Raw genomic sequence first — 15,096 nt, forward strand, 5'->3', positions numbered from 1 at the left:
TCTGCAGTTGCAGACATAGTGTCATCAAAGTGCCATGGGCACCACCTACATTGCGGGGTTTCCAATCGCGTCGGTATCGCATGGTTGCCGATGCGCATGACATCCCACAGGAGGAAAGCCCATGTCGTACCTGACCGACGAAGCGCGCGCCGCAAGCCGCGCCGCCAAGCCCGACGTTGACGTGCCCGGCCAGATGCTCGAGGACATCGTCGCCGCCAACCCGGCCCGCCGCCGGGTGCTGCGCGGCGGCCTGGGCCTGTCGCTGGTGTCGGCATTCGGCAGCGGCCTGCTGGCCGCCTGCGGCGGCGATGACGATCCCGCTCCGGCTCCGGCGCCCGCACCGGCCCCTGCCCCGGCACCCGCTCCGGCCCCGGCACCGGCCACGCCGAGCTACGAGGTCACCTTCGAGCCGATCGCCAAGTCCACCGCCGACACCGTGGTGGTGCCCAGCGGCTACAGCGTCGACGTGCTGTTCTCCGCCGGCGACCCGGTCGAAGCCGGCGCCACCGGCTATGCCGGCGCTTTCCAGTCGTCGGCCGAGACCGAGCGCCAGGCCGGCGGCAACCACGACGGCATGCACTACTTCGCGCTGCCGGGCGTCGATCCGCTCAAGGGCGGCCTGCTGGCGATCAACCACGAGCTGCCGGACTACAGCATCCTGTTCCCGACCGCCTACGATGCCGCCACCGCGAGCCCGGAGCAGAAACGCATCGCCCTGTCGGCGGTCGGTATTTCCGTGATCGAAGTGGAACTGGCCGCCAGCGGCAAGTGGCAGGTCAAGCGCGACTCGATCTACAACAAGCGCTACACCGGCAACACGCTGTACCGCGTCGGCGGCCCCGCCGCGCCGGTGGTCGGCGCAACCGTGGTCGGCATGCTCAACAACTGCTCGAGCGGCCACACTCCGTGGGGCACCTACCTGACCTGCGAGGAAAGCACCGACAACTACATCGACCCGACCCAGGCCGACAACGGCTACGGCTGGGTGGTGGAGATCGACCCGTACGGCACGCTGGGCGCGCCGGCCAAGCGCACCGCGATGGGCCGCTTCGACCACGAGAACGTCGCCTACATCACCGACGCCAACAACAACGTGGCCTTCTACATGGGCGACGACGGCACCCCGGGCTGCATCTACAAGTTCGTGCCGAGCAAGGCGTTCGATCCGAACAACCGCGCCGCCAACGCCAACCTGCTGGACACCGGCACGCTGTACGTGGCGAAGTTTAACGCCGACGGCAGCGGCCAGTGGATCGAACTGTCGCAGGGCAAGAACGGCCTGACCGTCGGTGCCTCGGACCCGGGCAACTGGACCCAGTCGGCGGTAACGCCGGCACCGACCACGGTCGACTTCGCCACCCAGGCAGACGTGCTGATCAACACCAAGTCGGCCGCGCGCGTGGCTGGCGGCACGCTGATGGACCGCCCCGAGTGGATCACCGCGGCACTGGACAACACGCTCTACTGCACGCTGACGAACAACAGCGGCCGCCAGCAGACCGACGCCGCCAACCCGCGCAAGAACAACCTGCACGGCCATATCGTCAAGTGGAATGAAGCCGGCAATTCGCCGCTGGCCACGACCTTCACCTGGAGCATCCTGCTGCAGGCCGGCGACCCGTCGCTGGCCACGGACAACCTGAAGGGCAACATCAACGGCGACACCTTCTCCAGCCCGGACGGCCTGCGCGTCGATCCCAAGGGCCGCCTGTGGGTGCAGACCGATTCGAGCACCAGCGCCACCTACACCGGCACCTTCGGCAACAACAGCATGTACTACATCTCGCCGACGGGCCAGTCGAAGCGCTTCCTGGCGGGCCCGACCGGTTGCGAGATCACCGGCATCGCCTACACGCCGGACCTGACCACCTGCTTCATCAACATCCAGCACCCGAATGGCAAGTGGCCGGACGCGGCCAAGCCGCCGCGCTCGTCGACCATCGTGGTGCGCCGTGCCGACGGCAAGCCGATCGGTGCCTGACCAGTGCAGTAGGCAGTAACCGTAGTAATTGGGGAAAGGTTAAGCCCCCGTCACCTTGCGGTGTCGGGGGCTTTTTTTGCGCGGCAGAAGCCGGGATAACGAGCTTTGGCCAGGCCTGGCCGGTGTCAGGCCGCGTGCCGGGCCGCCGTCAGCAGCCGGTACCGCTGCAGCAAGACCTCATGGGTCTCGACGCGGTTGGGGTCCTTGGGAATGCATGCGACGGGGCAGACCTGCTGGCATTGCGGCTCGTCGAAGTGCCCGACGCACTCGGTGCACTTGTTGGGGTCGATTTCATAGATCTCGGGCCCCATCGAAATGGCTTCGTTCGGGCACTCGGGTTCACAAACGTCGCAGTTGATGCAGTCGTCGGTGATCATCAGCGCCATGGTGTTTCCTTCCTGCGGACACGCCCGCGCCCGACTGGCCGCGGTCTGACGTGTCTGAAGCCGTATTTTATTCCGGTTTGGCGATTTTCTCTTGCAGCCAGCGTTCCACCGACGGGAACACGAACTTGCTGACGTCGCCGCCCAGCACCGCGATCTCGCGCACGAAGGTGCCCGAGATGAACTGGTACTGATCGGACGGGGTCAGGAACATGGTCTCCACGTCGGGCAGCAGGTAGCGGTTCATGCCGGCCATCTGGAACTCGTACTCGAAGTCGGACACCGCGCGCAGACCACGCACGATCACGCGTGCATTGTTCTTGCGCACGAAATCCTTGAGCAGTCCGGAAAAGCCCTCGACCCGCACGTTGGGATAGTGCCCGAGCACTTCGCGGGCAATGCTGATGCGCTCTTCGAGCGAAAAGAACGGGCGCTTGTTGGGGCTGTGCGCCACGCCGACCACCAGTTCGTCGAAGATATTCGACGCACGGCGGACTAGATCCTCGTGTCCCCGGGTCATTGGATCGAAGGTGCCGGGATAGACCGCGCTGACCATACTTCCTCCTTGATCTGCCCGCTGCCGGCCGTGGAAGGGCCGCCTCTTGCGCCGGCCGGGCCGGCGTGGGTGCTGCGTCGCGAGCGTTGTGACAGCGGCGTAGTGTAACCCTAAATGCCCCGCTTGGAAGTCGCCGGAGGCACCGTTTTGCGGCAGTGCACCCAAGAACCGGTTCGGCAATCAGGAAGGGGCCCTTCCCCGTTCCGGAACCGCCGCGCCACCGATCTGCGGATCAGCCGGCGCCGTTGCCCGGCACGCGGTGCTGCAGCAGGTGGAAATGCACCGCTCCGGCGCGCGCATGCCGCACGATCTCGAGCGAGGCCGGCACCGGCGCATCGGCGCCGGTCAGCGGGTGGTCGGTCTCGACATAGACCGCCCCGCCCGGCCGCGACAGCCGCGCCGCGTGCGCCAGCGACGGGCCGATCCAGTCTTCCGCGAACGGCGGATCCAGGAACACCACGTCGAAGCTGGCATCCGGCAGCTGCGCGGCAATGGCGAAGGCGTCGCCTTGCAGCACGCGCACCTGTCCGGCATCGAGCCGGGTCACGTTGTCGCGCAATTGCCTGGCCACGCGCGCATTGGACTCGATCAGCGTCACCACGGCCGCGCCGCGCGAGGCGGCCTCGAAGCCGAGCGCGCCGGAGCCGGCGAACAGGTCCAGGCATTCCAGCCCGGACAGGTCCTGGCCCAGCCAGTTGAAGAGGGTCTCGCGCACGCGGTCGGGGGTGGGCCGCAGGCCCTGGGCGTCAGGCACCGGCAGCAGCGTGCGCTTCCAGCGTCCGCCGATGATGCGGACCTGCGCGGGTGCCTGGCGCGGCACGGGAGAGACGGGAGATCGCCCGCGAGGCGCGGGCGAGGGCAAGCGGGAACGCGAATTCATGCCGTGATTGTAGAGCCTGCGGCGGGCTCCGCCGCGGGCGATGCCGCCGTCACCCTCACCGTAACCGCCAGCATCACTGCCGCGAAGCCGTGGGCGCGGCGCCCACCGGCCCGCCAACGATCACCGTGGCCATATTGTCCGGGTGCACATGGCGCTGGAACGCCGCCCGTACCTGTTCGCGCGTGACCTTGCCGATCTGCGCGGTCCAGGTATCGAGGTAATCGAGCGGCAGCCCGTACCAGCCGATATTGGCCACGTTGGTCAGCAGCTTGCGGTTGTTGTCGATGCGCAGCGGGAAGCCGTTGACCAGGTTGTCCTTGGCCGCGCGCAGTTCCTTCTCGCTCGGGCCTTCGGCGACAAAGCGCGTCAGCACCTGGCGCACCAGCGCCAGCGCCTCGTCGGTCTGCGCCTTCTTGGTCTGCAGGCTGATGCCGAACGGCCCCGGCTGCTTGGACGGCGCGAAATAGCTGTCCACGCCGTAGGTCAGGCCGCGCTTCTCGCGCACTTCGTCGGTCAGGCGCGAGCTGAAGCCGCCGCCACCGAGCACGTAGTTGCCCACCAGCAGCGCGAAATAGTCAGGGTCACCGCGCGCGATCGCCGGCTGGCCCAGCGCCACGCTGGACTGCTGCGCCGGGTGCGGCAGGCGCTGCTCGCTGGGCGCGATCTTCAGTTTCACCTGCGGCAGCGCCGGGGCGGCGCGGCCGGGCGGCAGCCCGCGCGTCAACTGCTCGGCGATGGCCTCGGCCTGCTTGCGGTCGACCGCGCCGATCAGCGTCACCACCGCGCGCTGCGCGCCGTAGTTGTCGCGCCAGAAACCGACGATGTCGTCGCGCGTGATCGACGCCACGCTCTCGGGGGTCGCGGCGACGCCGTAGGGATGGTCGGGATACATGGCCCGGGCCAGCGCCTTGTCGGCGATCACGCCCGGCTTGGTGTCGGCTTCGCGGATGGCGGTGATCAGGCGCTGCTTCTCGCGCCCGACCACGGCATCGGGATAGGTCGGCGCCTTGATCAGCTGCGCCGCCAGCGCGACCGACTGGTCCAGCTCCGGCTGCGCGGTCAGGGTACGCAGCCCGATGCCGCCGCGGTCGCCGCCGGCCGCGCCGCCGAAGGCGGCCCCGGTATCGGCAAAGGCATCGGCAATCCTGGCCTCGTCGCGCGCCGGCTGGCCGTCCTGCGCGGCGGCGCCCTTGTCGAGCAGGGCCGCGGTCAGCGTGGCCAGCCCGGCCTTGCCTTGCGGGTCATAGCGGCTGCCGGCATCGAAGTCGATATTGATATCGAGCATCGGGATCGACGGGCTGTGCACGAAGAACACGCGGGCGCCGGTGGACGCGGTCCAGTGTTCGATCGGGATCGCCGCCTGCGCCAGCTGCGCGGCCAGCAGCACCACGGCGCCCAACGCGGCGCCGGCCAGTTTGCGCAGCGGGCGCGGCGCGGAAGTGACGGACTGGGTCATCGCCTTGTTCTCAGTGGCGCAGGCCCGACGGGGCCTGGGACTTGGGCTTGTTAGGATCGATTGGCTGCGGCACCAGGGTGGCCACGGTCAGGTTGTCGTCGTTGAAATACTTCGCGGCGACAGCCTGTACCTGCGCCGGCGTGACAGCCTTGATCTTGTCGAGCATGCGGTCGATCTGGCGCCAGGAAATCTCCGAGATCTCGGACACGCCGATCTCCATGCCCTGCCCGAATACCGAATCGCGCTTGTAGATCTGGCCGGCCACCACCTGCGCCTTGACGCGCTTGAGCTCTTCCGGCGACACGCCTTCGCGGGCGATGCGCTGGATCTCCGTGCGCAGGGCGCGCTCGATCTCGTCGGTGTTGTGGCCCGCCGCCGGCGTGCCGTCGAGCACGAACAGCGACTCGCCGCGGTTGATGCTGTCATAGCCGACATTGACGTCGTCGGCCAGGCGCTGCTCGCGCACCAGTTCGCGGGTCAGGCGCGCGTTGTCGTAGCCGTTGAGCACGGCCGCCAGCACCTCGAGCGCATAGGGGTCGACGTCTTTCTCGACGTCGCGCAGGCGCGGCACCTTGTAGGCCATCACCATGTACTGGTTCTCGGCGGGCGCCTTGACCCAGATGCGCTTGATGCCCTTCTGCGCCGGCTCTTCCTGGTCCTTGCGCGCCGGCAGCGCGCGCGGCTTGAGCTTGCCGTAGTAGCGTTCGGCCAGCGCGCGCACTTCGTCGGCCCTGACGTCGCCGGTGACGATCACCGTGGCGTTGTTCGGCACATACCAGTGGCGATACCAGTCCTTGACGTCGTCGACGCGCATGTTGACCAGGTCGTCCATCCAGCCGATCACCGGGTGGCGGTAGGCGGCAGCGGTGTAGACCGTGGCCAGCAGCTGCTCATAGACCGTGCCGCGCGCGGAGTCGTCGGTGCGCAGGCGGCGTTCTTCCATCACCACCTTCATCTCGCGCTCGAACTCGTCCTTGGTGATGACGAGATTGGACATGCGGTCGGCTTCCAGCTCCATCATCTTCGGCAGGTATTGCTTGCCGATCTGCTGGTAGTACATGGTGAAGTCGCGGTTGGTCATGGCGTTCTCGCGCCCGCCCAGGGCCGCCACCTGCTTCGAGAACTCGCCCACGCCGACCTTGGGCGTGCCCTTGAACATCATGTGTTCCAGCATGTGGGCCACGCCGGTGGTGCCGCTGACCTCGTCGATGCCGCCCACGCGGTACCAGACCTGGTGCGCCACCGTCGGGGCGCGGTGGTCTTCCTTGACGATCAGCCGCAGGCCGTTGGACAGGCGGTATTCGGTCGTGCCGTGGGCGGTAGCGCCAGCGGGGGCGGTCTGCGCACCCGGCATCGGCGAGGCCACCACGCCCTGCGCCGCCGCGGGCAGCGACCACGGCAGCAGCGCCAGCAGCAGCGTGGGAATGACACGCCGCGCCAGTCGCGCGGCGCGGGCGGATGGCGCCTGCAAGGGCGGTGCGTGGCGTTGGCTGCGCGTTTGGGCGGTGGCGTTGCGGCCCGGTGCGCCCGGTGCGCCCGTTGCGGTCATGACAGCGCAATGGTTCATGCGACCCCGTCTGCTAAAATTTTGCCGATCGATTCGCGTGCGCGACGCTGCGCGCGAATCTGCCATGTAGTGAACTCATGTAGCGAACTATACGCAATCGCCGGCCGGGACCACAACGGTTTCTCCCCAGCCATCGCGAGGCCTGCGTAACCCATTGATTAATCACCGGTTGCTTGCGGCAGTGGCTGCCGCCAGGGTTTCGGCCCCGGTATTGACCCCGTTCCCCAATGTTTAGTTTCTGGAAGAAGCGCAAGGCCGAGCCGGCGCCCGTCGAGGCGCCAGTGGAGGCGCCAGTAGAGGCCCCCGTCGAGGCGCCCGCGCCAGCCCCGGCCCCCGCGCCCGAGGTGCCCGCGCCTGCCCCGGCACCGTCCCCGTCCCCGTCCCCGTCCCCGACGCCGACGCCCTCGCCCGCCCCTGCGCCCGTGCCGGTTCCCGTGCCCGTCCCTGTGCCGGCACAAGTGCCTCCGCCCGCGCCGGCGCCGGTGGCAGCCGAGGCGCTGGAACTGGTGCCGCCGCCCGCCCCCAGCGCGGAAGCCAGGCAGGGCTGGATGCAGCGCCTGCGCACCGGCCTGTCCAAGACCAGCCGCAACCTCGGCACGCTGTTCGTCGGCGTCAAGGTCGACGAGGACCTGTTCGAGGAACTGGAAACCGCGCTGCTGATGGCCGACGCCGGCGTCGAGGCCACCGAATACCTGCTGGGCGAGCTGCGCAAGCGCGTCAGGTCCGAGCGCATCGAAACCGCCGAGGGCGTCAAGGCGGCGCTGCGCGAGCTGCTGACGCAGCTGCTGCGCCCGCTCGAAAAGACCATGGCGCTGGGCCGCGAGCAGCCGCTGGTGATGATGATCGCGGGCGTCAACGGCGCCGGCAAGACCACCAGCATCGGCAAGCTGTGCAAGCACTTCCAGCGCTATGACCAGAAGGTGCTGCTGGCCGCCGGCGACACCTTCCGCGCCGCCGCGCGCGAGCAGCTGGCGATCTGGGGCGAACGCAACAACGTCACCGTGGTGGCGCAGGAAAGCGGCGACCCCGCGGCGGTGATCTTCGACGCCGTCAACGCCGCCAAGGCGCGCGGCATCGACATCGTCATGGCCGACACCGCCGGGCGTCTGCCGACGCAGCTGCACCTGATGGAAGAGCTGAAGAAGGTCAAGCGCGTGATCAGCAAGGCCATGCCGAGCGCGCCGCACGAGGTGCTGCTGGTGATCGACGCCAATACCGGCCAGAACGCCCTGCAGCAAACCCGCGCCTTCGACGACGCGCTGGGCCTTACCGGGCTGATCGTGACCAAGCTCGACGGCACCGCCAAGGGCGGCATCCTGGCGGCGATCGCGCGCCAGCGCCCGGTGCCGGTCTACTTCATCGGCGTCGGCGAGAAGGTGGAAGACCTGCAGCCGTTCAAGGCGGAGGAGTTCGCCGAGGCACTGCTGGGTTAAATCCCGCCTCCTGCAAGACAAAACGCCCCGGCAGTTCCGGGGCGTTTTTGCTTGCAGGGCGCGAAATACTATTCCGCGTCGGGCTGCGACTTCGGCTCCGCCTTCTGGAATGCCGGCAGCGCCATGCACGCTTCATAGATCTTCGCGATCAACGGATAGCGCGCCACGTCGATATGGAAGCGCTGCGCGTTGAACACCTGCGGCACCAGGCACAGGTCGGCCAGCGTGGGCGTGTCGCCAAAGCAGAAACGCCCGGCCTTGCCGCTGCGCTCCAGGTTGGCTTGCAGCGAGGCGAAGCCGAGCTCGATCCAGTGGCGGTACCAGGCATCCTTGACCTCGTCGGTCACGCCCACCGTGTGCTTCAGGTACTTCAGCACGCGCAGGTTGTTCAGCGGATGGATCTCGCAGGCGATCTCCTGCGCCAGGCCGCGCACATAGGCGCGGTCCAGCGCCGTGCCGGGCAGCAGCTTCGGCTCGGGATGGACCTCGTCCAGGTACTCGACGATGGCCAGCGATTGCTGCAGCACGTGCTCGCCATCGACCAGCGCCGGCACCAGGCCGTCGGGGTTCACCGCGCGGAACTCCGGCTTGAGCTGCTGGCCGCCTTCCTTGAGCAGGTGCACCGGCACGTAGTCATAGGACAGGCCCTTCAGTTCCAGCGCGATACGCACGCGGAACGAGGCCGAACTGCGGAAATAGCTGTAAAGCTTGAGCATCGGTTCAGACTACCTTGATGGTGAGATCGCCCACGCCGCCGACGTGGCACTGCATGACATCGCCCTTGACCACCGGCCCCACGCCCTCGGGCGTGCCGCTGAAGATCAGGTCGCCGGGCTGCAGCTCGAACAGTTTCGACAGGTACGACACCATCTCCGGCACCGACCAGATCAGGTCCGAGAGATCGCCGCGCTGCTTTTCGACGCCGTTGACCGACAGCGCGACCTCGCCCTTCTCCGGATGGCCGATGGCCGCGACCGGCACGATCGGGCCGATCGGCGCGGAGCGGTCGAAGGCCTTGCCGGTCTCCCACGGGCGCCCGGTCTTCTTCGATTCGTTCTGCAGGTCGCGGCGGGTCATGTCCAGGCCCACGGCATAGCCGAACACGTGGCCGGCAGCCTGCTCGACCGGGATGTCGCGGCCGCCCTTGCCGATCGCCACCACCAGCTCCACTTCATAGTGGCAGTTGCTGGTGCCCGGCGGGTACGGGAAGGCGCCTTCGGCGCCGTCGGCGACGTAGCTGACCGCATCGGACGGCTTGCAGAAGAAGAACGGCGGCTCGCGGTCGGGGTCCGAACCCATTTCCCGGGCATGGGCGGCATAGTTGCGGCCGACGCAGTACACGCGCCGGACCGGAAAGCTGGCGTGGCTGCCGCGCACAGGCACGCCGACGGGCGCGGGCGGGGCGAACACGAATTCGGTCATGCATCTCTCCAGATAGTTCTGATCGGGGCTGCGACAGGGCCCGGTGCCGGGCGCAGCAGGGCAACAGGATACACCGCGGGCCGGGGCCTGCGTACGGCCGCATACAATGAATCCAGGCACGCTCGCAGCGCCGCCGCACCGGACTGGGGCGCCATCCCTGGCGCTGCCGGCGCGAATCTTGCATGGCGCACTGCAACAGAGCCAGCCATGACACGACGCCATCCGCCCCCCACGACCACCCCGGCAGCCGCGGCCCCCACCAGCCGGGTGCTGCGCATCCTGCTCGTGCGCGACCCGCTCGACGCCGATCCCCTGAACGTCGAAACCATCCGCAGCGGGCTGGTGAACGCGGGCTTCACCGAGATCCAGATCGTCGACGCCGACCTGCGGCTGCCCGACGTGATCACCGCCAGCCAGCCCGACATGCTGATCATCGCGTCCGAGTCCGCCGCGCGCGACACCATCGAGCACGTATGCGTCTCGACCCAGCATGCACCGCGCCCGATCGTGCTGTTCACCGACAACGACGACAGCCAGCGCATCAAGGCCGCGCTGAGCGCGGGCATTACCGCCTATATCGTCGACGGCCTGCGCGCGGACCGGGTCAAGACCGTGCTCGACGTCGCCTATGCACGCTTCGAGCTGGACCAGCAGCTGCGCGCCGAACTCGACGCCACGCGGCTGAAGCTGGCCGAGCGCAAGGTGGTGGAGCGCGCCAAGGGCCTGCTGATGCAGGCGCGCGGGCTCAGCGAGGAAGACGCCTACAAGCGCCTGCGCAGCATGGCGATGGAACGCGGGCTGAAGCTGGTCGATGCCGCCCAGCGCGTGATCGACGTGATGGGCTGAACGTCGGGGGCTGCACGTCGGGGCTGAACGCCCGGCGCCGGCCGTTGCGGTGCAACGCCGCACGCGGCTGGTGCGCTGCACGTTCGTGGCACCACGCCGCATTCCCGCTTCGCTGATCCATTGCCGCGGGACTGCGGTGAACGTGTCCAGACCGCGTCACGTACGCACCGACCTCGTCCATTCCGCCCCGTTCCGGTACAACACTCCCCGAAATGCTGCACCGCACAGTGCTGGCATACGCCTTGCGTCATGCAGGCATCGGCCAACGGCGGCCGATCGACAATTCAGGCGGACACGGCCAACGCAGGCCGCGTCACGTCACGGACAACGGCGTCCCCGCAGCGCACCGGTCTTCTGGCGAAGCCGGCCGCGCCAGGGGACGTTTTTTTCTTGGAGCCATGCAATGCCCTCTCGCCTCAGCCATGCCAGGCCGCTGCACGCAGCCGTCCAGAACTCCGACGCCGCTGCCGACGCGGTACCGGCCAGCAGCGGCCGGCGCCGTGCGCTGGCCACCATCGCCGGTGCCAGCGTGATGACGCTGGTCGATCCGCTGGTGCGCGCCGGCGCCTGGGCCGCGGGCTCCGACGCGCCGGAGAAGACCGAGGTGCGCATCGGCTTTATCCCGCTGACCGACTGCGCCTCGGTGGTGATGGCGGCCACGCTGGGGCTCGACAAGAAGTACGGCATCAAGATCACGCCGACCAAGGAAGCCTCGTGGGCGGGCGTGCGCGACAAGCTGGTCAACGGCGAGCTGGACGCGGCCCATGTGCTCTACGGCCTGGTCTATGGCGTGCAGCTCGGCATCGGCGGGCCGAAGAAAGACATGGCCGTGCTGATGAGCCTGAACCACAATGGCCAAGCCATCACGCTGTCGTCCAAGCTGGCCGAGAAAGGCGTCCGCGACGGCGCCAGCCTGAAGGCGCTGATGATGAAGGAAAAGCGCGACTACACCTTCGCCCAGACCTTCCCGACCGGCACGCACGCGATGTGGCTGTATTACTGGCTGGCTGCCAACGGCATCAACCCGATGCAGGACGCCAAGGCCATCACGGTGCCGCCGCCGCAGATGGTGGCCAACATGCGCGTGGGCAATATGGACGGCTTCTGCGTGGGCGAGCCGTGGGGCGCGCGCGCGATTGCCGACAAGATCGGCTTTACTGCCGAGACCACGCAGGCGATCTGGAAAAACCATCCGGAAAAGACGCTGGGCACCACGGCCGAGTTCGTGCAGAAGTATCCCAACACGGCGCGCGCGATGGTGGCCGCGGTGCTGGAGGCGTCGAAGTTCATCGATGCATCGGCCTCCAACCGCCGCAAGACCGCCGAGACCATCGCCGCCAAGTCCTATGTCAACACCGACATGGACATCATCCTCGACCGCATGCTGGGCCGCTACACCAACGGGCTCGGCAAGACCTGGGATGATCCCGACGCGATGAAGTTCTACCAGGACGGCAACGCGAACTTCCCGTTCCTGTCCGACGGCATGTGGTTCCTGACGCAGCACAAGCGCTGGGGCCTGCTCAAGGCCCACCCGGATTACCTCGCCGTGGCCAGGCAGGTCAACCGCATCGACATCTACAAGCAGGCCGCCACCGCCGCGCAGGTGCCGCTGCCCAGGAGCGACATGCGCAGCTCGAAGCTGATCGACGGCGTGGTCTGGGACGGCAAGGACCCGAAAGCCTACGCCGACGGTTTCAAGATCAAGGCCGGCAGCGCGCTTGCCGCCTGATCCGCAGTGCCCCTGACCAAAGGAGCCCGACGTGAATGCCATTGCCCACACCACACCCGAAGCCGCAGCCGCAGCCGACCCCGACACCAAGGAACGGACACGCCGGCGCGAACAGGAAATCTCCGCGCAGGCACGGCGCGCGGCACGCCGCGAGGCCGCCGCCGCGCTGGTGCTCAAGGCGGTGCCGCCGCTGCTGGGCTTCGCCCTGTTCGTGCTGGCCTGGCACGGCATCGCCACCATGATCCCGGCCATTCCCACCCCTGGCGCGACATGGAACGCCGCGGTGCCGCTGTTTGCCGACCCGTTCTACCGCAACGGGCCCAATGACCAGGGCATCGGCTGGAATGTGCTGGCGTCGCTGGCGCGCGTGGCGGCGGGCTTCGGCCTGGCCGCGCTGGTCGGCATCCCGGCCGGCTTCGTGATCGGGCGCTTCGCCTTCCTGAACGCGATGACCGCGCCGGTGATAAGCCTGCTGCGCCCGGTATCGCCGCTGGCATGGCTGCCGATCGGGCTGCTGCTGTTCAAGGCCGCCAACCCCGCCGCGATCTGGGCAATCTTCATCTGCTCGATCTGGCCGATGGTGATCAACACCGCGGTGGGCGTCACGCGCGTGCCGCAGGACTACCTGAACGTGGCGCGCGTGCTCGACCTGTCCGAGTGGAAAGTGTTCACGCGCGTGCTGCTGCCAGCGGTACTGCCTTACATGCTGACCGGCGTGCGGCTGTCAATCGGCACGGCCTGGCTGGTGATCGTCGCGGCCGAGATGCTCACCGGCGGCACCGGCATCGGCTTCTGGCTGTGGGACGAGTGGAACAACCTGAAGGTCGAGCACATCGTGATCGCCATCTTCGTCATCGGCCTGATCGGCCTGCTGCTGGAACATTCGCTGCTGGCGCTGGCCCGGCGCTTCAGCTACGGCACCCATTGATCCGACCGGGAGAAACGCCATGGACAAGTTCGTCAGCATCGAAAACGTCGGCCAGACCTTCAAGACCCGCAAGGGCCCGTTCGTCGCGCTGCGCGACATCGACCTGCACATCGCCGAGGGCGAGTTCATCACGCTGATCGGCCACTCCGGCTGCGGCAAGTCCACGCTGTTGAACCTGCTGGCGGGACTGGCCACGCCCACCACGGGCGCGCTGATCTGCGCCGGGCGCGAAATCGCCGGGCCCGGACCGGAGCGCGCGGTGGTATTCCAGAACCATTCGCTGCTGCCGTGGCTGACCTGTTTCGAGAACGTCTACCTCGGCGTCGAGCGTGTGTTCGCGGCCAGCGAGGACAAGGCGCAGCTCAGGGCGCGCACGCACGACACGCTGGCGCTGGTGGGCCTGAGCCACGCCGAAGGCAAATATCCGCACGAGATTTCCGGCGGCATGAAGCAGCGCGTCGGCATTGCCCGCGCGCTGGCGATGGCGCCCAAGGTGCTGCTGATGGACGAGCCCTTCGGCGCGCTCGATGCGCTCACGCGGGCGCACCTGCAGGACGAGCTGATCAAGATCGTGGCGCGCACGCGCAGCACGGTGGTGATGGTGACGCACGACGTCGACGAGGCCGTGCTGCTGGCCGACCGCATCGTGATGATGACCAACGGCCCGGCCGCCACCATCGGCGAAATCCTCGCGGTGGACCTGCCGCGCCCGCGCGAGCGCGTGGCGCTGGCGGACGATCCGGCCTACCACGGCTGCCGCACCGCGGTGCTGGACTTCCTCTACCGCAAGCAGCGCAATCCGGCGCTGCAGGAAGCGGCGTAGCGGTGTAGCGGCGCGCCAGGCGGCCATGGGCGCGGCCGCCGTGCTCCGCTATCATGAACCCAGAACACACTACCCCACGCCGCCATGACCACCACCGTCGCCCCATTTCCCGCCGCCCGCTATATCAAGGAGATCGGCCGCGGCGTCAACGGCGCGCGCGCGCTGCCGCGCGAGGACGCGCAGGCCCTGTTCGACGCCATGCTGGCCGGGCGCGTGTCCGACCTGGAACTCGGCGCCATCCTGATGGCGTATCGCATCAAGGGCGAGGCGCCGCACGAGCTGGCCGGCATGCTGGAGGCCGCCCATGCGCACTGCCAGCCGCTGCCGGCGCCGCCGGACCGGCAGGTGGTGGTGATTCCCAGCTACAACGGCGCGCGCAAGCAGCCCAACCTGGTGCCGCTGCTGGCACTGCTGCTGGCCCGCGAAGGCATCCCCGTCCTGGTGCACGGCACGCGCGAGTTCGAGGGCCGCGTGACCAGCATGGCGCTGTTCGAGGCGCTGGGCGTGCCCCTGTGCGCGAGCACCGACGAAGCGTCGGCAAAGCTGCGGGATGGCGACGGCAATGGCCCGCTGGCGGTGCTGCCGGTGGATGTGCTGTCGCCCGGGTTGTCGCGCCTGCTGGAGCGGCGCACCGTGATCGGCCTGCGCAATTCGTCGCATACGGTGGCCAAGATGCTGCAGCCGGTGGGCGAGCACACGCCCGCCGAAGGCCTGCGGCTGTACAGCTACACCCACCCCGAATACCGCGAGACGCTGACCGACTACTTCTCGCACGAACCCGCCAACGTGCTGCTGGCGCGCGGCACCGAGGGCGAGGTGGTGGCCGATGCCCGGCGCACCGGCCGCATCGACTGGCTGCATGAAGGCCATCAGCAGACGCTGGTGGGCCAGGCCGGAGGCTCGATCGGCGACGTGCCGGAACTGCCGCCGGGCAGCGATGCCGGCCTGACCGTGGCCTGGATCCGGCGCGTGCTGGACGGCGCGGTGCCGGTGCCCGCGCCCATCACCATCCAGATCGAGGCCATCCGCGAATGCCTGCGCCAGGGCACGCGCGTGACCTGGGCCAGCCCGGTCTGAGCGGCCCGGCGA

14 protein-coding genes are annotated in these 15,096 nt (G+C 68.4%); 7 read left to right on the forward strand and 7 right to left on the reverse strand.

Annotated elements, in window-relative coordinates; all coding sequences use genetic code 11:
* Positions 1-121: 121 nt before the first annotated feature.
* Positions 122-1,981, forward strand: a complete 1,860-nt coding sequence (locus MKD38_RS26470; protein ID WP_252681715.1) for a PhoX family protein — start codon at positions 122-124, stop codon at positions 1,979-1,981.
* Positions 1,982-2,106: 125 nt separating this feature from the next.
* On the opposite strand, the gene MKD38_RS26475 is transcribed toward MKD38_RS26470, so the two are convergent.
* From MKD38_RS26475 to MKD38_RS26495, 5 genes are all read right to left on the reverse strand, one after another.
* Complete coding sequence (locus tag MKD38_RS26475; protein WP_115705728.1) at positions 2,107-2,367, reverse strand: YfhL family 4Fe-4S dicluster ferredoxin; 261 nt, start codon at positions 2,365-2,367, stop codon at positions 2,107-2,109.
* 67 nt (positions 2,368-2,434) lie between these two features.
* Positions 2,435-2,920 carry a pantetheine-phosphate adenylyltransferase gene (coaD, locus tag MKD38_RS26480; protein WP_012351649.1) on the reverse strand — a complete coding sequence of 162 codons (486 nt, stop codon included), beginning with the start codon at positions 2,918-2,920 and terminating at the stop codon, positions 2,435-2,437.
* 232 nt (positions 2,921-3,152) lie between these two features.
* A complete protein-coding gene (gene rsmD / locus MKD38_RS26485; RefSeq protein WP_252681718.1) occupies positions 3,153-3,800 on the reverse strand; it encodes a 16S rRNA (guanine(966)-N(2))-methyltransferase RsmD in 648 nt (215 codons plus the stop codon).
* 73 nt (positions 3,801-3,873) lie between these two features.
* Positions 3,874-5,256: a M16 family metallopeptidase gene (locus tag MKD38_RS26490; RefSeq protein ID WP_252681722.1), complete on the reverse strand. Its 1,383-nt coding sequence runs from the start codon at positions 5,254-5,256 to the stop codon at positions 3,874-3,876.
* A 10-nt stretch (positions 5,257-5,266) separates the two neighbouring features.
* Positions 5,267-6,823 (reverse strand): M16 family metallopeptidase, encoded by a 1,557-nt coding sequence (locus MKD38_RS26495; protein ID WP_252681725.1) that lies wholly within the window; start codon positions 6,821-6,823, stop codon positions 5,267-5,269.
* Positions 6,824-7,050: 227 nt separating this feature from the next.
* Here MKD38_RS26495 and ftsY point away from each other — a divergent pair, with 227 nt between their 5' ends.
* Positions 7,051-8,256 carry a signal recognition particle-docking protein FtsY gene (gene ftsY / locus MKD38_RS26500; protein ID WP_252681728.1) on the forward strand — a complete coding sequence of 402 codons (1,206 nt, stop codon included), beginning with the start codon at positions 7,051-7,053 and terminating at the stop codon, positions 8,254-8,256.
* Between the two features lie 68 nt (positions 8,257-8,324).
* On the opposite strand, the gene maiA is transcribed toward ftsY, so the two are convergent.
* Positions 8,325-8,972 (reverse strand): maleylacetoacetate isomerase, encoded by a 648-nt coding sequence (maiA, locus tag MKD38_RS26505; protein WP_252681731.1) that lies wholly within the window; start codon positions 8,970-8,972, stop codon positions 8,325-8,327.
* Between the two features lie 4 nt (positions 8,973-8,976).
* On the reverse strand, positions 8,977-9,678 hold the full coding sequence (locus MKD38_RS26510) for a fumarylacetoacetate hydrolase family protein (protein WP_252681734.1): 702 nt from the start codon (positions 9,676-9,678) through the stop codon (positions 8,977-8,979).
* Positions 9,679-9,885: 207 nt separating this feature from the next.
* Here MKD38_RS26510 and MKD38_RS26515 point away from each other — a divergent pair, with 207 nt between their 5' ends.
* From MKD38_RS26515 to ybiB, 5 genes are all read left to right on the forward strand, one after another.
* Positions 9,886-10,524, forward strand: coding sequence for an ANTAR domain-containing response regulator (locus MKD38_RS26515; RefSeq protein WP_252681737.1), 639 nt, complete (start codon positions 9,886-9,888; stop codon positions 10,522-10,524).
* Positions 10,525-10,927: 403 nt separating this feature from the next.
* Positions 10,928-12,256: a CmpA/NrtA family ABC transporter substrate-binding protein gene (locus tag MKD38_RS26520; RefSeq protein ID WP_252681739.1), complete on the forward strand. Its 1,329-nt coding sequence runs from the start codon at positions 10,928-10,930 to the stop codon at positions 12,254-12,256.
* Between the two features lie 31 nt (positions 12,257-12,287).
* The gene (gene ntrB, locus MKD38_RS26525) at positions 12,288-13,184 is read left to right on the forward strand and encodes a nitrate ABC transporter permease (RefSeq protein WP_252681741.1); all 897 of its coding nucleotides are present in this window, start codon (positions 12,288-12,290) and stop codon (positions 13,182-13,184) included.
* Positions 13,185-13,203: 19 nt separating this feature from the next.
* Complete coding sequence (locus MKD38_RS26530; protein WP_252681743.1) at positions 13,204-14,007, forward strand: ABC transporter ATP-binding protein; 804 nt, start codon at positions 13,204-13,206, stop codon at positions 14,005-14,007.
* An 84-nt stretch (positions 14,008-14,091) separates the two neighbouring features.
* Positions 14,092-15,084, forward strand: a complete 993-nt coding sequence (gene ybiB, locus MKD38_RS26535) for a DNA-binding protein YbiB (RefSeq protein WP_252681744.1) — start codon at positions 14,092-14,094, stop codon at positions 15,082-15,084.
* Positions 15,085-15,096: the final 12 nt, after the last annotated feature.

Origin of the sequence: Cupriavidus sp. WGlv3 (assembly GCF_023952475.1) — a bacterium.
GTDB classification, from domain to species: Bacteria; Pseudomonadota; Gammaproteobacteria; order Burkholderiales; family Burkholderiaceae; genus Cupriavidus; species Cupriavidus phytorum.